This is a genomic window from Burkholderia sp. LMU1-1-1.1 (assembly GCF_040675865.1).
GTDB lineage: Bacteria > Pseudomonadota > Gammaproteobacteria > Burkholderiales > Burkholderiaceae_D > Rugamonas.
Genome location: NZ_JBEGHG010000003.1, coordinates 152,695 through 175,733, shown reverse-complemented (window position 1 = coordinate 175,733; position 23,039 = coordinate 152,695). Strand labels below are relative to the sequence as shown.

Genomic DNA, 23,039 nt, shown 5'->3' with positions numbered 1-23,039 from the left:
GCAGGGGTCGTACCCCACTGGGTACGACCCCGCGTCCGCATCGCGGGTTGACTGTGCGGGTTACCCGAACTTGAAACTACTCACCGCCAGCGCCCCCATAAACGCATCCTCGTGATACGGCACCGCCGCCGGCTCGTCCTCGGCCGCGCCCAGCGCCACCATCAGCGGCAGCAGATGCTCCTCGCGCGGATGCGCCATGCGCGCCGCCGGCGCCTTCTCCCACTCGATCAATGCCGCCGTGCGCTCGGCCGGCGGCAGCGCCATGGCCGCGCGCAGCCAGCCGTCGAACTGATGCGACGCCGCCGCGCCCTGTGCGTTGAACGCCCGCAGATTGTGATAACTCAGGCCGCTGCCGACGATCAGCACACCTTCCTTGCGCAGCGGCGCCAATAGACGGCCCACCTCCAGATGCGTCTTCGGATCGAGTCCGTGCTTGAGCGACAGCTGCACGATCGGCACGTCGGCGTTCGGGTACACCGGGTACATGGCGCTGAAGGTGCCGTGGTCGAATCCACGCTGCTCGTCCAGCTGCGCGGGGTGTCCGCCGGCGTCGAGCAGTTGTTTGATGTGCGCCGCCAGTTCGGGCGCGCCCGGGGCGCTGTATTGCACCTCGTACGTGTGGGGCGGGAAGCCGCCGTAGTCGTACAGCATCGGCGGCTTGGCCGACGACGACAGCATGAAGTCGCGGCCTTCCCAGTGCGAGGTGACGACCAGCACCGCCTTCGGTGTCACGCCCAGTTGGCGCGGGATGTCGCGCAGCGAGGCGTCCAGCTTGGCGTACAGGTGGCCCACCTGGTCCATCATGAATGGCCAGGGACCGCCGCCGTGGGAGAGGAAGTAGGTGGGAAGGGTATGGGGGGTGCTCATGGTGGTGCTCCGGGTATGGTGTTGATATCCATACTATAGGGATGCGGGAGGCTGCGATCAATGCGCGAAATGTAGATAGGTCATATCTATTTCCTGAATCATGGAGGGGCTGGTGGCGGCTCATGGATGGCGGATTACGCCGTTCCGGCTAATCCGCCCTACGTGTCTCCGCGGTGTTCTTGGGCTCCGGGCCGGGGGAGGATGGGGGACCAACCGCGTATAATGCCCGGGTTCTGGTGCCTGCGCATGTGTTCACGTGCGCGGTTAAACGGGAAACACAGGGCCGCTTCCGCACTCCGCGAAGCGGCCAAGGTGTGCTGCCCCCGCAACGGTAACGCCCGCGCCTTGTCGAGATATGCTCCGACGACCGCGCCGGCCAGCCCGGATATCGGCCAGACAGGGGGGAGCGCGCGCCGTCGACCGGCGCGCGGCTTCCGTACACTTCCGACTTGCGGGGACGCAGGCGCGGATGTCTCTTTTGAAAACGATTTGCCATGAATTCCTTCGCGTTTGTTCCGCCTTCGGCGCCACGTTTGCTGGCCGCCGCCGTTTCCCTTTGCTTCATCGCCGCCGCCCTCGCGCCGGCCCCCTCCATCGCGCAAGATGCCGTCGGCGCGCAGGTCGCCCAAGTGCTGGCGCCGGTCGTTATTACCGGCTCCCGCTTCGACGCCGATCCGGCGCTGGCCCCGATCGGCGCCACGGTGATCTCGGCCGAGGACATCCGCCGCGCCGGCGTCAGCGACGTCAATTCGGCGATCCGCAAGATCGGCGGCGTCTATGGCCGTCAAAGCCTGAACGGCAGCCCGGATTTCGATCTCGATCTGCGCGGCTTCGGCACCAACAGCAGCCAGAATATGGTGATCGTCCTCGATGGCGTGCGCCTGTCGGAAAATGAGCTGAGCACCGCCATCCTGTCGACCATTCCGGTCGATACGGTGGACCGCATCGAAATCACGCGTGGCGGCGCCAGCGTGTTGTACGGCGACGGCGCCACCGGTGGCGTGATCAACATCGTCACCAAGAGCCCGGGCAAGAACACCCGACGTGGCAGCGTTTTCGTCGAAGGCGGCCGGTTCAACGCCGGCGAGGCGCGCGTGTCGGCGGCACAGGCCTGGGATGGCTTCGCGGCCGATGCGACCCTGGGCCACCAGCGCACCGACAACTATCGCGACAACAACGAATTCAAGCAAACGCAGTTCAGCGGCGGCGCGCAGTGGTTCAACAACCTGGGCCGCGTGGGCTTCCGCTATGAAGGCGCGCGCCAGGACATGCGCCTGCCAGGTTCGCTGACCGAGGCGCAATTCAACTCCAATCCGCGCCAGGCGGCCACGCCGAATGACCACGGCTCGCTCGACAGCGACCGCTTCACCCTCTTCAGCCAGTACCGCCTGGCCGGCTACGATCTGGCGGCCGACCTGTCGTACCGCAAAAAGACCGTCGATTCGGCTTACTTCTACACTGGCGGGTCGTCAGTCGGCACCAGCGACAGCAAGCAGATTCAGTTCTCGCCGCGCGTACGGCGTCTCGGCGAGATCGGCGGCATGCTCAATGAGGTGGTGGCCGGCGTGGACCTGAGCAAGTGGGAGCGCACCGCCGCCACCGCCGACGCCGAGCAGAGGTCGAAGGCGTTCTATTTGCGCGACGAACTGCGCTTCGACACCGCGCATCAGGGCCGGATTTCGGCGGGCGTGCGGCGCGAGATCTTCGACAAGAACTTTAGCAATCCGGATGGTTTCGCCACCACCGCCTACGACGTCGCACAGGGATTGAACGCCTGGGAACTGCAAGCGAGCTATATGCCGCTTACCGGCGTGACCGTGTTCGGAAAAGCGGGCCAAAGCTATCGGGTCGCCAACGCCGACGAAAACGCGTTCACGCCGGTGATCAATGCCGCGCTGCTGCCGCAGAAGTCGCGCGATCTGGAGCTGGGCGCCAGTTACGCCGACGCCTCGCGCAAGGTGACGGCGCGCGTATTCCGTCATAACTTGAGCAACGAGATCTTCTACGATCCGACGATGTTCGCCAACGTCAACCTCGATCCAACCAAACGCCGGGGCTTCGAACTGGATGCGGAACAGCGCATCGCCACCGACTGGACCGTCAGCGCGCATTACCAGTACGTCGACGCCAAGTTCCGCGAGGGCGCCAACAGCGGCAAGCAGATGGTGCTGGTGCCAGAGAACACGCTGAGCGCGCGACTGAGCTGGACTCCGGCCGATGGCCAATCCGCCGACATCGGCACGCAGTGGGTCGACAGCCAGCGTTACGGCTCGGACTTCGATAACAGCTGCTCGGGCAAAATTCCCGGCTTCGCCACCGTCGACGCCCGCTATGCCCGCAAGTTTGGCCAGTGGGAGTTTGCGCTGTCGGGCCTCAACCTGACGGACAAGCAGTATTACTCGCAGGCGTTTTCCTGTAAGGGCGGTATCTACGCGGCGGACGGCCGCCAGCTCAAGCTGTCGGCCCGCTACGAGTTTTAAGCGGGTTTTAACCCTCAGCCCGGGCGCGAACGGCCACCTCGCGCCTGAAAAGTGGTAATCTCCGCTCGTGGCGTGGTTTGACGTGTCACCCGCCACGCAAAGATGCGCTTTAATTTGGAACGGGTACGAAAATGAAAGAAATTAGCGACGAACGGAAGGCCGCCGAAGGCAAGGTGATGCATCTCTACAAGGAATCGTCACCAGTCATCGAGACGCTGTTCGAGTGGGCGTATATCAACCATGTCGCATGGAGCCTGGTGGTGGTGTTGATGGGCTTTGTCTTCTGGCTGGTGGTCGCCTTGGCCAACGCGGAAAATCAGCGCTATGCGTTGATGACTAAAAAGTGCGAAGACCCGATGTTCAAAGGCGAGATCGACAAGAAGTGCCTGCGGACCGTCGATTCGCGCGACCACTGGTGGCAGCACGTTACTTATGCGCTGAAAAACACCAGTCCGGAGAAGTAACCCAGACCACAAGCCCGCGACAGCGGGCTTTTTTACAAGGCGAGCGATGAAACAGGTGATGGTGGTGACCGGCAGCAGCCGGGGCATAGGCGCGGCGACGGCTTTGATGGCGAGCCGCCGTGGCTACGCCGTCTGCGTCAACTATGTCAGCAACGGCGACGCGGCCGAACAGCTGCGCGCGCAAATCGCCGGCGAGGGTGGCGAGGCGATCGTCGTGCAGGGAGATATGAGCGTGGAGGCCGACGTGCTGCGCCTGTTCGCGACGGTCGACGCGCAACTGGGGCCGATGACGGCGCTGGTCAACAACGTCGGCGTGCTGGAACAACAGTGCCGGCTGACGGAGATGTCGGCCGAGCGGATGCAGCGCGTTTTCACGACCAATATCATGAGCGCCTTCCTGTGCGCCAGGGAGGCGGTCAAGCGCATGTCGACGCGCGGCGGCGGGCAGGGTGGCGGCATCGTCAACGTCTCGTCCGGAGCGGCCCGGCATGGCGGCGCCAACACCTATATCGACTACGCGTCCTCCAAAGGCGCCATCGATGTGATGACCCTGGGCTTGTCCAAGGAGGTGGCCGAGGAGGGTATCCGCGTCAATTGCGTGCGGCCCGGCGTCACCGACACCGAGATCCACGCCAGCGGCGGCATGCCCGATCGCGTGGCGCGGATGGCATCGAGCCTGCCCATGGGGCGCGCCGCCCGGTCGGAGGAAGTCGCCGAGTCCATCCTGTGGTTGCTGTCGCCGCAGTCGTCCTACGTCAGCGGGGCGATCCTGGACGTCGCCGGCTCGCGCTAGCTCCCTTTAGCTGTGGATCACCACCGTGCAGGTGGTGCCGGCCACCAGCGCCAGATCCTTCGGCTTCTGGTCGATATGGATGCGCACCGGCACCCGCTGCGCCAGCCGCACCCAGTTGAAGGTCGGGTTCACGTCGGCCAGCAGCTCGCGTCCGACGCTGGCGTCGCGGTCGGTGATGCCGTGGGCGATGCTCTCGATATGGCCGCTCAGTTGCGCCGCGCCGCTCATCAGATGGACTTGCACCTGGTCGTTCACCTTCAATAGCGGCAGTTTGGTTTCCTCGAAATAGCCGACCACGTAAAACGACTCGCTGCCGATGACGGCCAGCTTGGCCGCGCCGACGGCGGCGAAATCGCCCGCGTGCACATTCAGGTTGGTGACATAGCCTGCCACCGGCGCCCGCACCACGGTGCGCTCCAGGTTGAGCTGCGCCAGGTTGCGCGCGGCCAGTGCCGCCTGGTATTGCGCCGACGCGGTGCCCACCGCGAATTGGGCCGTCTCCATGCTTTCGGCGGAGACGATGGAGCTGTCCAGCGCCGCGCGGCGGCTGGCCTCTTTGCTGCGGCGGCCTTTCTCGACCTGCTGCGACGCCAGCACGGCGTTGGCCTGCGCCAGCGCGTTCTGGTAGCGCGCCTTGTCGACGACGAATAGCACGTCGCCTTGCTTGACCATCTGGTTATCGCGCACCATCACGTCGGTCACGGTGCCGGCGACGTCGGCGCTGATGGTGACCACGTCGGCCTTGATGCGGCCGTCCCGGGTCCATGCAGATTCCATGTAATGGTCCCAGGCGGTGCGTCCGATCCACAGGGCCGCCGCCAGCAGCAGCATGGTCAGGAAGAAGCGGAAGATTTTAGATGCGCTCACGTTAGCTCTCGAAGATGGTTTGGATTATTTATATAAGATCAGCAGCAGCGCGCCGAAGATGCAGACGAACAGGCAAAGGCGCACCAGCGCCGGATGCCAGCTTTGGCGATACGCGCCGATGTGGCTCAAAACACTGTCCAGCGCGACCTGCAGCAGCAGGCTGGCGAGGAACAGCGGCAGCACGCCGGGCAGCAATACGCCGAAGAAGTCGATTTCACGCGGCATGATGGGGTTCTCCTGTTGATAGCTGGTCCAGCAAGGACGTGTAAATGGAATGCAGGTCGGTCAGTGCGGTTTGCAGGGGTGGGCGGCGCTCCGTCGCGGCGTCGGCCAGTACGGCGCGCACCGCTGTGCCGGCGTGCAACAGCGACTCCAGCGCGGTCGCGCCATGTGCCGGCGTCGGCGCGCGCAGGTAGTCGCCCAGGTTCCGCACCACCTGCTGCAGGCCGTGGCGCGCGGGGCCGGGCGGCGACGCCGCGATCAGCTGCCGCAGCTCGATCACCGCGTGGCCCAGCTCCAGCAAGGTCAGGCCCTGGCGCACCACCGAGCGCGCGGCTTCGCCCGGCGCCGGTCCCGAGGCTGCGTTCAACTGGCTCAGAAGATCTCGCACGCGGTTGTCGAAGCGGCGCTTGAGCCGGTGCAGCGGCGCCGTGCAGGCATTCAGCGCCTCGCGCCACAGCGCGGCGGCGACATGTCCCTTGTGGCCCATCGTGTGCTCGGGCAGCACCACCTTGAACATCGCCCAGGCGACCACCACGCCCATGGTCAGCGACAGTTCGCTGCTGATGAAGGCTTCGACGTCGTAGTGCATCTGGTTGGCCGGCACCAGCAACGTGGCCGAGAACATGCCGATGCCGATGCCCACACCCGCCCATTTGGGACCGGTGCTCAGGTAGGAGCCCAGCGCCAGCAGCGGCAAGGCCGCCAGCACCATCGGGCCGAAGTCGTCGGCCCGCGTCATCAGCAGAAACTCGGTGAGGAAGGCCAGCGGCATGGCGATCAGGAAGCCGGTCAGCACTTGCTGCACCAGCGCCGTCGGTCGCGGCGACGACGACGCCAGCGCGCAGAAGATGGTAGCCATCAGGATGGCATTGGCGGCGTAGGGCCAGGCCAGCCAGTACCAGGCGGCGGCGGTGATCAGCAGGGTGGCGCCGGCGCGGAAGCCGCTGGCGATGACGATGGCCGGCGGCGTCTTCGGCGTGTAGGCGCCGGGATCGCTGACCTGCTGGCGCTTCTCGCGCGTCAGGCCGTGGTACAGCGCCGCGAAGTCCTCCAGGTCGCGCACGAAGCGATCCAGCAGTTCGACCGCCGTGTCGAAGTCGATCTGTTGCGGGCGCCCCTCCAGCGGCTCGGCCGCCAGCCGCGCGCGTGCCGCCGTGATGTCTTCGGCCAGTTCCACGCGCATCCGGGCCAGTTGGCCTGCGGTCAGGTCGGGCTTCATCGCCCGCGCCAGATGCGCGTGCATCGGTTCTACCAGGTCCAGCACGGGGCCGCTGGCGTTGATGCGCAGGCGGTGGATGAGGCGGTGCAGCGTGTAGAAGGTGGTCAGCACCGTCATGAAAGCCGCGTTGAAGGCGTGCAGCTGGCGTGTGTGGGAGCGCGCGTGGTCGGCCTCGAAGAAGGCGGCCGCGCGGCCCGACTCCAGCGCGGCGATATCGGCGGCGAACTTCAGGTGGTTCAGCTCCGCCTCAGCCGGTGACAGGCGCCGCTCCAGCACTTGCTGGCAAAAAGTGATGAAGCCGGCGTAGCGCGTCTGCACGGTGCGCATGACGGCGTGCGAGTGGCGGCGCGGGAAAATCACGTCATGCACCACGGCTGCGCAGATGATGCCCAGTCCGACCTCTGTCACGCGGGTGACGGCCAGGGTGAACACGTGGGCCGGCGCGTCGATGGCGGGAACGACGATCATGCAGGCGGTGTAGCCGGCGAGCACAAAGCTATAGGATTGCTGGTTGCGGTGCATGGCGGCGCCGCCGGTGCATAGCGCGATCCACAGCGCCACGCCGATGAACAGCACCGGCGGCGACTGCGGGAACAGCGCCACCAGCAGCAGCGAAGCCGCGCAGCCGACCAGCGTGCCGAGAAAACGGTAGAAGGCTTTTTCCAGCACCATGCCGCTGCTGGGCAGCGCGAGGATGACGGTGGTCGCGAGCGCGGTGGAGGGGGAGTCGAGGCCGAGGCGGAAGGCCAGCCACAAGGCGGAGAAGGCGGCCAGCATGGCCTTGGCGACGAAGACCCAGCGCTGGCCTTCGGTGTTGAACCAGCCGGCGGTTTCAGAGCGCAGCCAGGCCGCTCCCTTGTTCACTCCCCGCGCCGCTTTGTGTTCCTGTGTTGGCGTGGCGGCGGAGGGAGGGTTCATGGTGTGGGTTAGTCTATGTAAGTGCTTCTAGGTTGTTCAACTGCCGTTTCAGCAGTGCTTCCAGTTGTTTGACTTCTTCCGCGTTGTAGCCATCGTAGGCGTGGGTGGTCGCAGCCCATACTTCCGGCAGCACCTTGGCGATCAGCGCGCGGCCGCTGTCGGTCAACGAGATCATCACGCAGCGGCGGTCGCCCGGGCGATTGCCGCGCGTGATCAGTCCCTGTGCTTCCAGGTCGTTGCACACGCGCGTCAGGTTGGCGGGCTTCTCCATGCAAGCCTCGCCCAGCGTGGAAGCGGTGGAGGTCTCGTCGTCCGAGCCATACAGCACCGCCAGCACCATGTAGCTGGCGTCCACCAGGTCATATTTGCGCAGCGCGGCATTGCTCAAATCTTTCATCCGTTTTTGGATGTGGTAGGTCATGCGCATCAGGCGCATCAGATCTTCGGGGAAGTCCGGCATGCGGGCATGGATGTTTTTCAGGCGCTTTTTAGTCGCTTCAAAACTGCTCATCGCCTTGCTCCTCTTATAATTTTGAAGGATTGATTGTACTTGGAAGCTCCCCGGTTAATCCACTTTTATGCCCCCGCCAAGCGCCGACATCAGCAAAGCGTAGTTATCCAGTTGTTTGCTCGCCACTTGTGCCATTTGCTGCTGCTCGTTTAACAAAGTCAGCTGCGCGTTGATGACATTGAGCGAGTCGGTCATGCCGGCGTTGTAGGCCCGCTCGGCCAGTCGCTGCTGACGGCGCGCCGATTCCAGCGCGCGCTGCGCCAGCAGGTCCTGCTGCTTGACGGAGGCGATCCGCACCACCGCGTTGGCCACATCGGACATCGCCTGTATCACGGTGGCGTTGTACTGTTCCACCGCGCCGTCGTAGAGCGCGGTCTGGTTGCCGAGTTGGGCGCGCAGCCGGCCGCCGTCGAAGATCGGCAGGCTGATGGCCGGCGTTATGCCGCGCATCTGCGAGTGGCTGTCGAGGAAGCGCGAGAAACCCAGTGACTGCAGGCCGACGAAGGCCGCCAGATTGATGTTCGGGTAGAAGTCGGCCTTGGCGCCGGCGATGCGCGCGCCGGCCGCTTCCACGCGCCAGCGCTGGGCGACGATGTCGGGGCGCCGGCCGACCAGCTCCGCCGGCAGCGTGTCGGGCACCGCTTCGCCGTGGCCCGCTTCCAGGGCCAGCTTCGGCCGGGCGATGGTCTCACCGTCGCCCGGTCCTTTGCCGATCAGTGCCGCCAGCTGGTTGCGCAACAGGACGATCGATTCGTCGATCTGCTCATGGTCGCGCCGTCCCGCCGGCAGCGTTGTTTCAATGTTGGTGACGTCGATGTCGCTCACCAGTCCCGCCGCACGGCGTTTGCGGGTGATCTCGAGAATGCGCTGCCGCTGTGCCAGGTTGTCGGCCACGCTGTCCCGCAGCGCGTAGTCGAGCGACAGCTGGATGTAGCTGCGCACGATGGCCGTCTCCAATGTCAGCCGCGCCATCTGCGCCTCGGCCGACGCCATGCGCGCCTCGTCGAGCGCGGCGGCGAGCGCGTCGCGGTTGCGGCCCCACAGATCCAGGTCGTAGGAGCCGGACAGGGTGGCGGTGTTCTTCCACGCGTAGTTGCCGGCCAGCGGAGCGGGCACGGTGCTGTGCGCGGAATACAGTTCGCGGTCGATGCTGGCCGAGGCGTCCACGCGCGGCAATGTGCCGGCTTTGGCGACGCCCGCCAGCGACTCGGCCTGGCGCACGCGCGCTTGCGCCGCGCGCAGGCCAGGGTTGTCGGCCAGCGCCGCGACCACAAGCTTGTTCAACTGTTCGTCATGCAGCGCTTCCCACCAGTGCTGCCCCGGCCAGGCCACGTCGGCGCTGGCGGCGGCGACGGCTTTGCCGGCGTTCAGTTGCGCGGGCTTGAGCGCGACGGCTTGCGGCTGGATGTGGCCCATGTCCGCGCATCCGCCCAGCACCGCCATCGCGCACGCCAGCATGGCGGCGGCGAGGGAGCGGGTTGATGGATGCGTGGTCATGGCGATCTGCTCGAGCTGCGATTAGTTGGCGACGTGTTTGCGGGTTTGCGCGACGTCGAAGTCCGCTTCCGTTTGCAGCAGCGTGCCGTTCTTGCGCGCTTCGAGGAACTCCGCTTGAACCTGGGCGCGGGTCAGGCCGGCCGGCTGTTGGGCCTTGCTGGCGGCGACCGTGGTGGCGGCGACGGCGTTTTGCGCGGCGGTGCTGCTGGTTGCCGCCTTGGTGGTGCCGGCGGTGGTGGTCGTGCTGGTCGTGCTGGTGGAGCTGGCCGCGCTAACGGCGGGCGAGGTGGTTTGCGCGATGGCGGCGCTGCTGCCGGCGATGGCGAAAACAATGGTGGCGGCGCGCAGCAGGTGGTTGGTGACGGTGCTCATGATGGACTCCTTCGTGTGTGTATGGAGTAACTATATCTATGAATAGTACATTTGTAAAGTAAAAAAATCCTATCGGCGCGATAGCGGCACCCGCGAGGCGTCTCCCCTATATGCGAGTGGGCGCACGGACCAAGCGCCGCAGCGGTGGTCCAATCGGGTTTTCATTGGAAGGAGTAGATCATGTCTGACAGTACACTCGACCCCGATAACATCCCGGCAGGTAACGATCGCGTGCTGGGGCGCGGCCATGGCACCCGTTCGCTCGGCCCGAGCGATAACTCCGACAGCGGCAGCGACGTGGCCGGCAATCCGGATCTGGCGCTCGACAGCGACACCGATGCCGAAGGCACCGGCGAGCGTGGCGACGTTGGCATCGATCGGGTGGAGGCGGGCGCCGACATCGGTTTCGATCATATCGAAACCATCCCCGGCGCCGATGCGATGGTGGACGGCGATTTCCACGACGTGGTGCCGTTGGAGGATGACGGCAGCGTGCCGGATGACGATGTGCCGCCGGATCAAACGTTAGAGCGTGGCGAGAAGTCGCGGTTGAACGGGCAGCCGGCTTCCCGCCAATAAGTAACTTATTTGTGGACGGAGGATACCGCCCACAGATTGATGTCGCCTTCTTTCGCTTGCTGGTCGATCGCGGCCAATTCCTCGACGCTGAAGGTGAGGTTCTTCAGCGCGGCGACGTTCTCGCGGATTTGCGCGCTGCTGCTGGCGCCGATCAAGGTCGACGTGATGCGCGCGTCGCGCAGCACCCAGGCCAGCGCCATCTGCGCCAGCGTTTGTCCGCGCGCCTTGGCGATCTCGTTGAGGGCGCGCACGCGGGCCAGGTTTTCCTCGCTCAGGTGCGACGCCATCAGCGAGCCGCCGCCAGGGCGGTTGATGCGGGCGTCGGCCGGAATGCCGTTCAAATATTTGTCGCTCAGGATGCCCTGCGCCAGCGCGGTGAAGGTGATGCAGCCGATGCCCTGTTTGCCCAAGGTGTCGAGCAGGTCTTCCTCGATCCAGCGGTTCAGCATGTTGTAGGACGGCTGGTGGATCAGGCACGGCACCTTCCACTCGTGCAGCAGGCGGGCGGCTTCGGCGGTTTTCTCGGCCGAGTAGGACGACACTCCGACATACAACGCCTTGCCCTGCTGGACCGCGTGCGCCAGCGCGCCCATGGTTTCCTCCAGCGGCGTCGCCGGGTCGAAACGGTGCGAGTAGAAGATGTCGACGTAGTCGAGGCCCATGCGTGTCAGGCTTTGATCAAGGCTGGCCAGCACGTACTTGCGCGAACCGCCGCCCTGTCCGTAGGGGCCGGGCCACATGTCCCAGCCGGCCTTGGTGGAGATGATCAGTTCATCGCGGTAGGGCTGGAAATCGGATTTGAACAGGTGGCCGAAATTGGATTCGGCGGAACCGTACGGCGGGCCGTAGTTGTTGGCCAGGTCGAAGTGGGTGATACCCAGGTCGAAGGCGGTGCGCAGCATGTCGCGCTGCGAGGCGAGGTTGTTGGTGTCGCCGAAGTTATGCCACAGGCCGAGCGACATCGCCGGCAGCTTCAAGCCGCTGCGGCCGCAGGTGCGGTATTGCATTTCTTCGTAGCGGTGGGGTGAGGCGAGGTAGGTCATTCGTGTCTCCAATCGGATTAAAAAAAGCCCGGCCTCGCGAAGAGGACCGGGCTTTTTCAGTGGTGCTAGTTCATTCAGGCGAAGTTGGCCGCCGCGAAGTCCCAGTTGGCCAGCTTGAAGAACGTCTCGATGTACTTAGGACGCACGTTGCGGTAGTCGATGTAGTAGGCGTGCTCCCACAGATCGCAGGTGATGAGCGCTTTGGCATCGGTGGTCAGCGGGGTGGCGGCGTTCGAGGTGTTGACGATGTCCAGCGAACCGTCGGCCTTTTTCACCAGCCAGGTCCAGCTCGAACCGAAGTTGCCGACGGCCGACTTGGTGAACTCTTCCTTGAACTTGTCGAACGAACCCCACTTGGCGTTGATGGCATCGGCCAGCACGCCGTCCGGTGCGCCTTTGCCGTTTGGCGTCAGGCTGTTCCAGTAGAACGTGTGGTTCCACACCTGGGCCGAGTTGTTGAACACGCCGCCGGACGATTTCTTGACGATCTCTTCGAGCGACAGGTTCTCGAACTCGGTGCCCTTGATCAGGTTGTTCAGGTTGGTGACATACGTCTGGTGGTGCTTACCGTAGTGGTATTCCAGGGTTTCTTGCGAGATATGCGGCGCCAGGGCGTCGATGGCATATGGCAGTGGTGGCAGGGTATGTTCCATTGTTGTTCCTTTGTTTGGGGTGTTAAAACCGAGGGTGAATTATGGCGAAACGTTCATCATTGTAAAGCGGATGCGCCTTCCATGCTCAAAAGGCCCGCTTTCCGTGTGGATACTCGGCGGCGCGGTCAGCGCACCCGGCGCGTGGTCTCGCGCACGATCAGTTCGAGCGGCGGAATCTCGCCCTGGGCGTCCTCGCCGTTGATCACGCGCAGCAGCGCGTGGGTGGCGATGCGGCCGATGTCGTACAGCGGCTGGCGGATCGTCGTCAGCGGCGGCGTCGTGTAGGACGAGCCCGGCAAATCATCGAAGCCGACCAGCGAGATGTCGTCCGGCACGCGGATGCCCTTGCGGTACAGGGCCAGCCGCGCGCCATAGGCGCTCAGGTCGTTGGCCGCGAACACGGCCGTGAATTGCTGGTGCGTATCGAACAGCCGGTTCATCGCCATCATGCCGCTGGCCTCGTGGTAATTGCCCTCGACGATCAGGTGCGGGTCGGCCTCGATGCCGGCCTCGTCCAGCGCGCGCTTGTAGCCGGCCAGGCGCTCGTCGGCGTCCATGTTGTTGGCGGGGCCGGAGATGAAGGCGATGCGGCGGTGGCCCAGCTCGATCAGGTGGCGCACGGCAAGATAGGCGCCGTATTCGTTGTTGATCTTGAAGCCCAGCGCGGTGCGGGTCTTGAGTTCGCGCCCGGTCGAGACGATCGGCCGCTGGGTGGAGAAACCGAGCACCGTCTCGTCGGAGATGCGGCCCGACAGCAGGATGATGCCGTCGACCTTGCGCGCCAGCAGCAGGCGGATGCGCTCGGCCTCCTCGTCGGCGTTCCAGTGGCCGCTGACGATGACCGAGGCGTAGCCGGTGCCCTTGAGGCCGTCGTCGACGCCGCGCAGCGTTTCATCGAAGAAAGGGGAGGAGATGTCCTGCACCACGATGCCGATGGTTAGCGAGCGGCCTTTTTTGAGGCCCTGCGCCATCTGGTTGGGGGCGAAGTTCATCTTCGCGATGGCGGCCAGCACGGCTTCGCGCTTGTCGTCGGAGACCTTGGCGGTGCCGTTGAGGATGCGGGAAACCGTACTGGGCGACACCCCCGCCTGGCGTGCAACATCCATCAGCGTCGACGGGCCGGAGTGGGAGGGGAGATCTGCCAAGGGGGAATCCTGTTGTTTAATTGTTATGAAAAGCTTTTCACCCAAGGTTACCATATTCGCTATCCTTTCGGCCAGTTCCAGTCGCGCATTGACTTTCCCCAGCGCCGGGTATCTAATGGAAAATGGTTATGAAATCGATTTCATAAAGGTGCTGCCGTATAATCCCGACAACGAACCGATAACGAACGCGTGCATCGCGGCACCCACAATAAAAAAGGAAGAGACATGGATCGCGCATCCTTTTCGCATCTGGCGAACGGCCCGCGCCTGCTGGCCGACATCGGCGGCACCAGCGCCAGCTTCGGCCTGGAGACGGCGCCCAATCAAATCGACGCCATCTGGGTCACCGACTGCGCCGCCTATCCCACATTGGGCGCGGCGCTGGTGGCCTACTTGTCGCAGCCGTCCACGGTGGCGGCCGGCGGCTACCAGGCGCGCTTCGCCGGCATCGCCATCGCCAATCCGATCGACGGCGACTGGGTCACGATGACCAACCACCACTGGTCGTTCTCGATCGAGGCGGTGTGCTCGCAATTCAGCTTGAAATCGCTGGTGGTGGTGAACGACTTCACCGCGCTGGCCAGCGCCTTGCCGTATCTGGCGGCGGACCACAAGCGCCAGATCGGCGGCGGCGTGGCGCGCGCCGGCGCGACCATCGGCCTGGTGGGCGCGGACGCGGGACTGGGCGTGTCCGGACTGGTGCCGTCCGGCGTCGACGGCCGCTGGATCGCCATCGACAGCGAGGGAGGGCACAGCACCTTCGCGCCGATGAACGAGCGCGAGATCGAGATCCTGCGCTATGCGCGCCGCTATCACGAGCATGTGTCGAGCGAGCGGCTGGTGTCGGGCATCGGCCTGGGGCTGGTGTACCGCGCGCTGTGCGAGCGCGCGCGCGTGGAGCCGCGCAACCTGGGCACGACGGAGATCATGGAGCAAGGCTTGCATCGCCTGTGCCCGGTATGCGAGGAGACGCTGGAGGCGTTCTGCGAGATGCTCGGGACGGTGGCGGGCAATGTGGCGCTGACCCTGGGCGCCAAGGGCGGCATCTACATCGGCGGGCGCATCGTGCCGCGGATGAGCGAGTTTTTCGAGCATTCCGGATTCCGCGCGCGCTTCGAGCAGAAGGGGCGCTTTTCGGACTATTTATCGCATATCCCGACGTATGTCATCACCGAGGAATATCCGACGTTGATCGGGATGTCGGCGATGCTGTCGGCAGGCTGAAACCCAACCGCGTAACCGTGGCCTGCGGCCGCCGCGTCACCGGGGTCGTACCCCGTACGGGGTACGACCCTGCGGTTATTGGGGGTTAAATCGGGGTTAATCGAGCGTCGGCTGCACCGCGTCGACGCCGACTTGCGCGCTGCCTTCGGCCAGCCGCAATGTCAATGTGCTTCGCGGCCGCAGTTGCGTCGGCGCGCGCACGATGGCGCCCTTGTCGTCCGTGACGATGGCGTAGCCGCGCTCCAGCGTGCGCTGCGGGTTCAATAACTCCAGCTGCGACGACAGGGCCGCCAGCGCGTGGCGGCGCCGGCCCAGTTGCGTGGCCACGCTGATCTCGGCGCGATGGCGCAGGCCCGCCAGCGCCGAGCGCGCCGCCCGCACGTCCGGCTTGTGCGCGGCCATCCGGCCGCTCAAGCGATCGAGCTGATAACGCGACTGCGACAGCGGCATGCGGTTGGCGTGCATCATCGCCGTCGACAACGCCAGCAGCTTCAAACGCTGCTGCTTGATCTGCGCGCCCGGGTTGAGCAGGCGCCGCGTGTAGTTATCCAGCGTTTGCGCGGCCTCGCTCACGCCGCGGCGCATGGCGCGGCGCAGGTCGGTGGCGTCGGCGCGCAGGGACGCCAGCCAGTCGGCGCGCGGCGTGGCCGCCAGCTCGGCCGCCGCCGTCGGCGTGGCCGCGCGCAGGTCGGCGGCGAAATCGCAGATCGTGAAGTCGGTTTCGTGCCCGACGCCGGAGATCACCGGCATGCGGCAATTGGCGACCGCGTACGCCACATCCTCGTCATTGAACGACCACAGGTCCTCGATGCTGCCGCCACCCCGGCAGACGATCAGCACATCGCATTCGCCGCGCAGCGAGGCCGCGTCGATGGCGGCGGCGATCTTCTCGGCCGCCAGCTGTCCCTGCACCGGGGTCGGATACAGCACGATGCGCACGTGCGGCGCGCGCCGCTTGAGCGCCGTCAGCACGTCGCGCAGCGCCGCCGCCTGCGGGCTGGTGACGATGCCGATCGTGCGCGGGAACATCGGCAGCGCGCGTTTGCGGTCGGCGTGGAACAGGCCCGCCGCGTCCAGCTTTTCCTTTAGTCGCTGGAACGCCTCGAACAGCGAGCCGACGCCGGCGCGGCGTATCGCTTCGACGTTGATCTGGTAGTCGCCGCGCGCGCCGTACAAGGTGACCAGCGCCCGCACCTCGACCTTGTCGCCTTCGCGCGGAATGAAGTCGGCGTACTGCGCGCGGCCGCGAAACATCACCGCCCGCACCTGGGCGGCGTTGTCCTTGAGCGTGAAGTACCAGTGGCCGGAACTGGCGCGGGTGAAGTTGGACACTTCGCCGCCGATCCAGGCCAGCGGGAACGAGCGTTCGAGCAGCCGCGCGACCGCCTGATTGAGGGCGGTCACGGTCATCACGGGGGCTGCGGCGGGGACGGAATCGGAGCGGTCGTCGAACATCATTGATTTCAAAAAAATAAACTATCCACACTATGTGAGATCTGTAACACAGTGGTCACACTGCACGTGAAGCGGTAGGTATTATAGATAGGGTCCTGATTTTAAAGGCTAATATTTCTGCCTTATTTAGAGGCAATGATTAAAAAGCCTTATGGATCAAGCACTTTAGTCTCCCCGATGGCAGTTACGCACAAAGTTATCCACACAAACTGTTCATGAAGAGATCTCGAAATCCCAGTTCTGTACGCCGATCTTGTGGATATCCATTTCGGCGGACAAGGTGAATAGGTCCGCGACTCGTTCCAGCGACATACCCCCGGCCATTTTATCTATCCAGAAGGCAAGCCCTGGCGCGTCGCTGTGCCGCCCGAAGATGCCTTGGTACAGCAGCTCGATGTCGTGCGCGCTGTCGCCGTTGAACACCATCGGATGCAACGCCTGCGATTCCACCGACTGGATGATGCCGATGGCGATCTTGCCCATGCTGGCGCCGTTGTCATACGCCGTGGCCCAGAACTCGACGCCCAGATGGTCGGCCTGGCGGCCAAGCACGCTTTGATACAAGCCCGTGATCGAAGCGAGCGACGCCGGGTTGTCGACATTGAGCGTGGTGTCGGCGAACTTCAGGCTTTCGGCGTTGATCACCAGTGCATGCTGCTGCGGCTGCGCCTTGGCGGTGATGATGGCGTAGCCCTGGTGCAGCTCGATCGTGTAGTTCGCGCTGGCGCCGTTGAAGGCGGCGCTGTCGCCACCGAGGCCGCCATGCAGGATGGTGGTGGTGTCGGCCGCCGCCGACGCGCGCGCCGACCCGGCGGCGGCCATGGCCACGGCGGACGGGGAATTGAACACCAGCGCATCGGCGCCGCCGCCCGCGAACACCGCGCCGCCGCTGGCGGAGGAGACGGTGAATTGCTGGCCGGCGGCGTCACCGGTGAGGATCTGGCCGGCGGTGTTGCCGTTGACGTTGACGGCGCCGATGACGGCGGCGAAGTCGATCGCGTTCAACACCAGTGTGCTGCCCGGGGCGAGGTCGCCGGCGTCGATCACCAGCGCGGTGTGCTGGCTGTCCGTGCTGGTGCCGGTCAAGGTCAGCGAGCCGGTGGGCGCGGTGGTCCCGCTGACCGGAACGATGGTGCTGACCAGCAGCGGCGTGCTGGCCGCCAACTGGCTCAGGAAGGCCACGCCGTTGCCCGTCAGGTGGCTTTGGTCCGACGAGGGGTGGTCCGGCGTCACACCCAGGATGGCCTGGATCAGTTGCTCGGTCGAGCTGCCGGCCGGCCGGCTGGCGCCGCTGGACGCGGTCAGGCCGTAGCCGGGGGCGATCTGGGCCAGCAAGAGGTTGGCGCCGCCGCCGGTCACCAGCGGAATGTCGGCCACGCCGGCGTTGCCGCTCGACTCGGCGCGGTTGTCGCCGACGATGCCGATCACGGTTTGGGTGCCAAGGCCGCCGCCGGGCAGCGCGACCGGCGTTTGCACCACCGCCACACCGTCGATGGTGGTGGCGGGCGGCGTGGTGGGTGGCGGCGCCGCCTCGATCGTCAGCGCCAGCGCCGCGCCGGCGGCCGAGGCGTTGCCGGCCGTGTCGAACTGCTTGGCGGTGAGCGTGTGCGCGCCCACCGTCAACGTGCTGCTGGTGATGCTCCAGTTGCCGGCGCCGTCGGCGGTGGCGGTGCCCAGCACCGTGGTGCCGTTGGTGTCGTACAGGCGCACCACGGCGCCGGCCAGCGCGGTGCCGGTCAGCACGGGCGTGGCGACGTTGGTGATGTCGTCGCCGGCGGTGCCGCTGTCACTGGCGACGGCCAGCACCGGCGCGCCCGGCGCCGCCGGCGCCAGCGTGTCGATGGTCAGCGACAGGCCGGCGCTGGCGGCCGAGACGTTGCCGGCGCGGTCGGTCTGAACGGCCGTCAGCGTGTGGGCGCCGTCGCCCAGCGTGGCGGTGGCGGTGCTCCAGGCGCCGCTGCCGTTGGCGGTCGCCGTGCCCACCACCGTCACACCGTCGGTGTCGTACAGGGTGATGGCGGCGTTGGCTTCGGCGGTGCCGGTGATGGTCGGCGTGGCGCTGTTGGTGATGCCGTCGCCCAGGGTGCCGCTGTCGCTGGCGCTGGCCAGCGCCAGCGCGGCCGGGGCGGCGGCGCTGGTGTCGATGACCACCGTCAGCGCGGTGCCGGCCGCCGAGACGTTGCCGGCGGCGTCGGTCGCGCGCGCCGTCAGCGTATGGCTGCCAACGCCCAGCGCGCTGCTGGTGATGCTCCAGTTGCCGCTGCCGTCGGCGGCGACGCTGCCGACCTGGGTGGCGCCGTCGAACAGATTGACGGTGGCGTTGGCCTCCGCCGTGCCGGTCACGGTCGGCGTGGTGTCGCTGGTGATGGCGTCGCTGGAGGAGGCGCCGCTGTCGCTGCCGGCGCTCAGCGCCGGCACGCCCGGCGCCGCCGGCGCGGTGTGGTCCAGCGTGTAGGTCTGGCCGGCCGTGTGGCCGCCGACGATGGCCACGGACGAGCCGTTCTGGATGCCGGTGCCGCTGGCGTTGAGGTCCAGCCGCAAGGTGCCGTCGCCGCTGATGCCATTGACGGTGACGGTGTACGTGTCGCCGCTGCCGGTGACCGACTGGATGGTGCCGGCGGCGGTGCCGCTGGCGGTCAGCGTGAAGTCGCCGGCGCCGACGCCGGTGACGCTCTGGCTGAAGACGACCGTGTAGCTGACCGAGGTGGCGCTGGCCGCCACCGTGCCCGGCGCGGCGGCGGCGCGCACGATGGAGCTGACGGCGGGGGCGTCGACGACGTCGATGACGAAGATCTGGAAGGCGTCGTTGCCGGCGGCATCGGTGGCGCGCACGTAGATATGGTAGCTGCCGGCGCCCAGCGTCTGCGCCGCCACCAGGCTGCTGCCCGAGAAGCTGAACTTGGCGTTGTCGGCGTCGATGGTGCCGTTGCCGACGGCGAAGTCGTAGCTGACGGCGCTGGCGTCGGTGGACGAGGCGGTGGCCACGGTGGCGCCGTTGGTGGCGGCGGCCAGCGCGACGGTGGTGGCGCTGAGCGCCATGGCGGTCGGCCCGATCGTGTCGACCCGGTAGGTGTAGGCGCTGGAGGCGGCGGAGACATTGCCGGCGATGTCGGTTTGCTTGGCCGTCAAGGTATGCGCGCCCTCGGTCAGCGCGCTGGCGGTGATGCTCCAGTTGCCGGCGCCGTCGGCGGTGGCGCTGCCCACCTGGGTGGTGCCGTCGCTGTCGTACAGGCGCACTGCGGCGCCGTTCTCGGCGGTGCCGGTGATGGTCGGCGTGCCGTCGTTGCTGATGCCGTCGGTGCTGGAGCCGCCGCTGTCGCTGGCGGCGTTGGCGCCGGCGATGGTCGGCGCCAGCGCGATGGTGTCGATGTTGAGCGTCGGCGTGAGGCCGGCCGCGCCGCCGTTGCCGGCCACGTCGGCGTAGCTGGCGGCGGTGACGGTGATGCTGGCGGCGACGTTGTCGGTTGCAGCCGCCGGCGTGAAGGTGGCTGTGCGCGTCAGGCCGGTGCCGGAGATGGCGCCCAGGGTGCCGCCGCTGACGACCACGTCGCCGCTGCTGCCATCCCAGGTGAAGGTGGCGCCAGGGTCGCTGCTGAAGGTGAAGGTGATGGTGGCGGTTTCGTTGGCCTTGAGGCTGGCGACGTTGCTGGTGATGGACACCGTAGGCGCGGCCGTCATGATCGTCACGGTTTGCGTGGCCGAGGCGGCGCTGGTGTTGCCGGCGGCGTCGGTGGCCTTGACGCTGACGCTGTGCGCGCCGGCGGCCAGCGCGCTGCTGGTGAGGGTCCAGTTGCCGCCGGTGGCGATGGCGGTGTCGAGCACGGTGGTGCCGTCGGTGTCGTACAGCCTGACGGTGGCGCCGGCTTCGGCGGTGCCGGTGAAGGTCGGCGTGGTGTCGTTGGTGATGCCGTCGGAGGGGCTGGTGCCGCTGTCGCTGGCGCCGGCCAGCGCCGGCGTCGACGGCGCCGATGGCGCCAGCGTGTCGAAGGTCAACGACGGCGTGGCGCCGGCGCCGCCGCCGTTGCCGACGGTGTCGGCGTAGCTGCCGGAGGCCACGGTGATGCTGGCGGTGCCGCCGTTGGTGGACGCGGTCGGCGTGAAGGTGGCCGTGCGCGTCAGGCCGGCGCCGGAGATGGCGCCCAGCGTGCCGCCGGTGACGACCACGTCGCCGCTGCTGCCGTTCCAGGTGAACGTGGCGCCGGGGTCCTCGCTGAAGGTGAAGGTGATGGTGGCGGTCTCGCCGGCCTTGAGCGTCGACACGTTGCTGGTGATGGCCACGGTCGGGGCGACGCCGTCGACCACCAGCGCCTTGTTGGCGCCCAGCGAGCCGGCCGTGCCGGGCGTGGGCAGGGTCAGGGTGGCGGCGGCGCCGCCGCTGGTCTGCGTGATGCTGCCGCCGTTGAGGCTGAGCGCGCCGGTGCTGAAGAGGTCCAGGTCGCTGCTGCTGTCGCCGGCCTGCACGGTGTAGGTGAAGGTCAGCGTGTTGGTGGTGCTGCCGCCGACATAGTTGATGGCGCGGCCGGCGCCGCCGGTGGCCAGGGTCAGCTGCGGCGTGCCGGTCACCGTGACGGCGGCGTCGAAGCCGACCTGGATGCTGATGGTGTCGCCGACCTTGTAGCTGCCGTTGGCGGTGCTCGAGGTGATCGACGTCACGGCCGGGCCGGGGGGCTGGATATTGGTCAGCGCGAAGTCGTCGAACGACAGATAAATCATTTTTCCGTTCTGCGAACCCGGGTCGGCCGTCACCCTGAGCTGGGCGATATTGGTCAGGCCCGAGAACGACGCGGTCACGAAAGTGGCGGCGCTACTAGAGGTGGTGACCGTCTGCGGCGTGCCGACTTGATTGCCGGCCGTGTCGTAGCCTTTGAAGATCAGGTTTTGCGCCGCCGTGCCGTTCTGGAAGCCGGAGACTTTGATCGATGTGGGCGTGAAGACCTGCCCGTTGACGAACGAGAACGTCAGCAAGGTTTCGCCGATGGAATAGGCGTCGCTGCTGACGTATCCAGCGCCGTAGCTTATGGCGCCTTGGGTGGCGCCGTCGATCTTCAATTGGTAAGCGCCGAGGCCGTTGACGTTGTAGAGCACGTCGCCCGCCGCCGAGGCCGGACTGCCGGTGTTGGCGAACCGCCCCGTAGTGTCGAAATTGACGCTGGCGCTGGCAACCGCCAGCGTCTGTTGATACAGCGCGGCCAGCGCCGGGTCGACCACGGCCGTCGTCTCTACCTGTCCGCTGTGGATTTCCAGCCGCCAGTCGCCGCCCTGCGCGGCGGCGCCGGTCAGGTTGGTCGAGGCGGCGACGTCGGCGCCGGTGGCGTCGGCCAGGCGGTCGATGAAGGCGGCGCCGCCGCTGCCGGCGCCGACGTCGCAGCCGTACAGCAGGATGTCGCCGCCGTCGGCCATGGCGCCACCGATCGCGGCGAGCTCGGCGCGGTGGGCGCCGAGGTTGCCGCCGTCGAGCTTGAGCGCGCCGAAGTTGACCGCCGCCGTGGTGCCGTGCGAGATGATGTGCAGCGCGTCGATGCCGGTGCGTCCGGCCAGGATGGCGGCGATCTGTTGCAGCCCGTCGCCGCCGGCGTCGAGCACGTGCACCTCGCCGCCGGCCAGACCCTTGAGCAAGGTCGGCAGGTCGGCCACGTTCGATTCGATGAAGGTGATCTCGGTGCGCTGGGCGATGACGAGCGGTGCCGGCTGCGCGGACGCGGCCGCCGGGAGCGTGATGGCCTCGGGCGCGCCGGCCATGATCCCCAAGCGCCACGGCGCGCCGTCGTCGTCGAGATGGGTATGGATGCCGTTGGTGTGCTTGCTGGTCATGATGGGTTCCCTGGCAGGGCCGGTTGGTTGCTGATCACATTCGCGCGACTGCCGTTGCGGTCGCCCCAGAAGGACAGCTTGGAATATTTTTCGTACAAATCGGGCGGCAGGATGGTGCGCCGCGCCTGGAACTCGACCTTGGCGCGCACCCGGTGCAGGCCGGGCACGCCCAGTTGCAGGTCGAAGTCGACGGCGTCGTACTCGATGTGCTCGAAGTCGTGCTCGAACGCCGGCTCGCCGATGAAGTCGTAGATCAACGGGATCACCTGTTGCGGCGCGCGCGACAGCAGGTCGTAGTCGACCACCAGCAGCGACTCGGCCTGTTCGCCGTAATAGGCTTCGCGCAGCGCGGCCCAGGCCGAGCCGACCATCTGGTCGTGCTGGATCAAGCCTTCGAGCCGGGTGTAGACCGAAGCGCGGCCGCCCGCCTGGTTGAACAGGCGCGTGTTCTCATACGGATTGGCGCGGTACAGGCGCTCGATGCTGTCCATGACCCAGGCGACGTTGCGCACGCAGACGATCACCTTGGCGCCGGGGAACAGGTCGCGCAGCAGCGGCAGCCTGCCGCACCACAGCCGGTTGGTGTCGAACACCACCTCGTTCGGATGGTCGCTGTAATAGGCGTCGAACAGGCCGCGCAGCAGGGCGCGGCGCTGCCGGGCGTCGACCAGCGTGGCGAATTCGCTGCCGGCGCTGACCTGGCCGAGCAGGCCGCCGGCCAGGTTGGCGACGGGACTGCTGATGCCGGCGTGGAAGCGGGGATTCTGGCGCAGGATGGCGGACAACAAGGTGGAACCGGAGCGGGGCAGGCCGGAAATGAAATGATAGGTGCGGTCTTGAACGGGCATGGTGGACGCGAACGCCGGCGATGGGACGGCGGGTAAGGTTTGAACAGGAATAAACTTTATTTAACTGTGGC

The 23,039-nt window shown here is 66.4% G+C and carries 18 protein-coding genes and 1 riboswitch; of the genes, 5 read left to right on the top strand and 13 right to left on the bottom strand.

The genetic code is table 11. The annotated features are described in order from the left end of the window. Positions 1 to 60 precede the first annotated feature (60 nt). The gene (locus MRBLMU1_RS04365) at positions 61 to 867 is read right to left on the bottom strand and encodes a DODA-type extradiol aromatic ring-opening family dioxygenase (protein WP_363497554.1); all 807 of its coding nucleotides are present in this window, start codon (positions 865 to 867) and stop codon (positions 61 to 63) included. A 217-nt stretch (positions 868 to 1,084) separates the two neighbouring features. Further along, positions 1,085 to 1,278: riboswitch (cobalamin riboswitch) on the top strand. Positions 1,279 to 1,361: 83 nt separating this feature from the next. Here MRBLMU1_RS04365 and MRBLMU1_RS04360 point away from each other — a divergent pair. The 3 genes from MRBLMU1_RS04360 to MRBLMU1_RS04350 all read left to right on the top strand — a co-directional run bounded on the left by MRBLMU1_RS04360 (position 1,362) and on the right by MRBLMU1_RS04350 (position 4,604). Further along, positions 1,362 to 3,347 carry a TonB-dependent receptor gene (locus MRBLMU1_RS04360; protein ID WP_363497552.1) on the top strand — a complete coding sequence of 662 codons (1,986 nt, stop codon included), beginning with the start codon at positions 1,362 to 1,364 and terminating at the stop codon, positions 3,345 to 3,347. A 131-nt stretch (positions 3,348 to 3,478) separates the two neighbouring features. Next, positions 3,479 to 3,811, top strand: coding sequence for a hypothetical protein (locus tag MRBLMU1_RS04355; protein WP_363497549.1), 333 nt, complete (start codon positions 3,479 to 3,481; stop codon positions 3,809 to 3,811). Between the two features lie 46 nt (positions 3,812 to 3,857). Continuing rightward, entirely contained in the window at positions 3,858 to 4,604 is a 747-nt protein-coding gene (locus MRBLMU1_RS04350) for an SDR family oxidoreductase (protein WP_363497546.1), read from the top strand. A 6-nt stretch (positions 4,605 to 4,610) separates the two neighbouring features. Here MRBLMU1_RS04350 and MRBLMU1_RS04345 read toward each other — a convergent pair whose 3' ends face one another. From MRBLMU1_RS04345 to MRBLMU1_RS04320, 6 genes are read right to left on the bottom strand one after another with little or no spacing between them, the layout of a single operon-like run. Beyond that, positions 4,611 to 5,471 carry an efflux RND transporter periplasmic adaptor subunit gene (locus tag MRBLMU1_RS04345; RefSeq protein WP_363497543.1) on the bottom strand — a complete coding sequence of 287 codons (861 nt, stop codon included), beginning with the start codon at positions 5,469 to 5,471 and terminating at the stop codon, positions 4,611 to 4,613. 24 nt (positions 5,472 to 5,495) lie between these two features. After that, positions 5,496 to 5,696: a DUF1656 domain-containing protein gene (locus tag MRBLMU1_RS04340; RefSeq protein WP_363497540.1), complete on the bottom strand. Its 201-nt coding sequence runs from the start codon at positions 5,694 to 5,696 to the stop codon at positions 5,496 to 5,498. After that, positions 5,686 to 7,830 carry an FUSC family protein gene (locus tag MRBLMU1_RS04335; RefSeq protein WP_363497537.1) on the bottom strand — a complete coding sequence of 715 codons (2,145 nt, stop codon included), beginning with the start codon at positions 7,828 to 7,830 and terminating at the stop codon, positions 5,686 to 5,688. Before MRBLMU1_RS04335 ends, MRBLMU1_RS04340 begins: the two co-directional genes overlap by 11 nt. A gap of 13 nt (positions 7,831 to 7,843) precedes the next feature. Next, positions 7,844 to 8,341: a MarR family winged helix-turn-helix transcriptional regulator gene (locus tag MRBLMU1_RS04330; protein WP_363497534.1), complete on the bottom strand. Its 498-nt coding sequence runs from the start codon at positions 8,339 to 8,341 to the stop codon at positions 7,844 to 7,846. 54 nt (positions 8,342 to 8,395) lie between these two features. Beyond that, positions 8,396 to 9,838, bottom strand: coding sequence for an efflux transporter outer membrane subunit (locus MRBLMU1_RS04325; protein ID WP_363497531.1), 1,443 nt, complete (start codon positions 9,836 to 9,838; stop codon positions 8,396 to 8,398). A 21-nt stretch (positions 9,839 to 9,859) separates the two neighbouring features. Next, positions 9,860 to 10,210, bottom strand: coding sequence for a DUF4148 domain-containing protein (locus MRBLMU1_RS04320; protein WP_363497528.1), 351 nt, complete (start codon positions 10,208 to 10,210; stop codon positions 9,860 to 9,862). A gap of 180 nt (positions 10,211 to 10,390) precedes the next feature. On the opposite strand from MRBLMU1_RS04320, the gene MRBLMU1_RS04315 reads away from it, so the two are divergent. After that, positions 10,391 to 10,789 carry a hypothetical protein gene (locus MRBLMU1_RS04315; protein WP_363497525.1) on the top strand — a complete coding sequence of 133 codons (399 nt, stop codon included), beginning with the start codon at positions 10,391 to 10,393 and terminating at the stop codon, positions 10,787 to 10,789. Positions 10,790 to 10,794: 5 nt separating this feature from the next. Here the strand turns inward: MRBLMU1_RS04315 and mgrA are convergent, their stop codons facing one another. The 3 genes from mgrA to MRBLMU1_RS04300 all read right to left on the bottom strand — a co-directional run bounded on the left by mgrA (position 10,795) and on the right by MRBLMU1_RS04300 (position 13,591). Next, positions 10,795 to 11,832 carry an L-glyceraldehyde 3-phosphate reductase gene (gene mgrA / locus MRBLMU1_RS04310; protein WP_363497522.1) on the bottom strand — a complete coding sequence of 346 codons (1,038 nt, stop codon included), beginning with the start codon at positions 11,830 to 11,832 and terminating at the stop codon, positions 10,795 to 10,797. Positions 11,833 to 11,906: 74 nt separating this feature from the next. Beyond that, positions 11,907 to 12,485, bottom strand: a complete 579-nt coding sequence (sodB, locus tag MRBLMU1_RS04305; protein ID WP_363497520.1) for a superoxide dismutase [Fe] — start codon at positions 12,483 to 12,485, stop codon at positions 11,907 to 11,909. Positions 12,486 to 12,610: 125 nt separating this feature from the next. Beyond that, the gene (locus MRBLMU1_RS04300; RefSeq protein WP_363497821.1) at positions 12,611 to 13,591 is read right to left on the bottom strand and encodes a LacI family DNA-binding transcriptional regulator; all 981 of its coding nucleotides are present in this window, start codon (positions 13,589 to 13,591) and stop codon (positions 12,611 to 12,613) included. A gap of 264 nt (positions 13,592 to 13,855) precedes the next feature. On the opposite strand from MRBLMU1_RS04300, the gene MRBLMU1_RS04295 reads away from it, so the two are divergent. Further along, positions 13,856 to 14,854, top strand: coding sequence for a glucokinase (locus MRBLMU1_RS04295; protein ID WP_363497518.1), 999 nt, complete (start codon positions 13,856 to 13,858; stop codon positions 14,852 to 14,854). Between the two features lie 96 nt (positions 14,855 to 14,950). Here MRBLMU1_RS04295 and xseA read toward each other — a convergent pair whose 3' ends face one another. From xseA to MRBLMU1_RS04280, 3 genes are all read right to left on the bottom strand, one after another. Next, the gene (gene xseA / locus MRBLMU1_RS04290) at positions 14,951 to 16,312 is read right to left on the bottom strand and encodes an exodeoxyribonuclease VII large subunit (protein WP_363497515.1); all 1,362 of its coding nucleotides are present in this window, start codon (positions 16,310 to 16,312) and stop codon (positions 14,951 to 14,953) included. Between the two features lie 210 nt (positions 16,313 to 16,522). Further along, positions 16,523 to 22,120, bottom strand: a complete 5,598-nt coding sequence (locus MRBLMU1_RS04285; protein ID WP_363497513.1) for an Ig-like domain-containing protein — start codon at positions 22,118 to 22,120, stop codon at positions 16,523 to 16,525. Beyond that, on the bottom strand, positions 22,117 to 22,968 hold the full coding sequence (locus MRBLMU1_RS04280; RefSeq protein WP_363497510.1) for a sulfotransferase family protein: 852 nt from the start codon (positions 22,966 to 22,968) through the stop codon (positions 22,117 to 22,119). The genes MRBLMU1_RS04285 and MRBLMU1_RS04280 overlap by 4 nt, the downstream gene beginning before the upstream one ends. Positions 22,969 to 23,039: the final 71 nt, after the last annotated feature.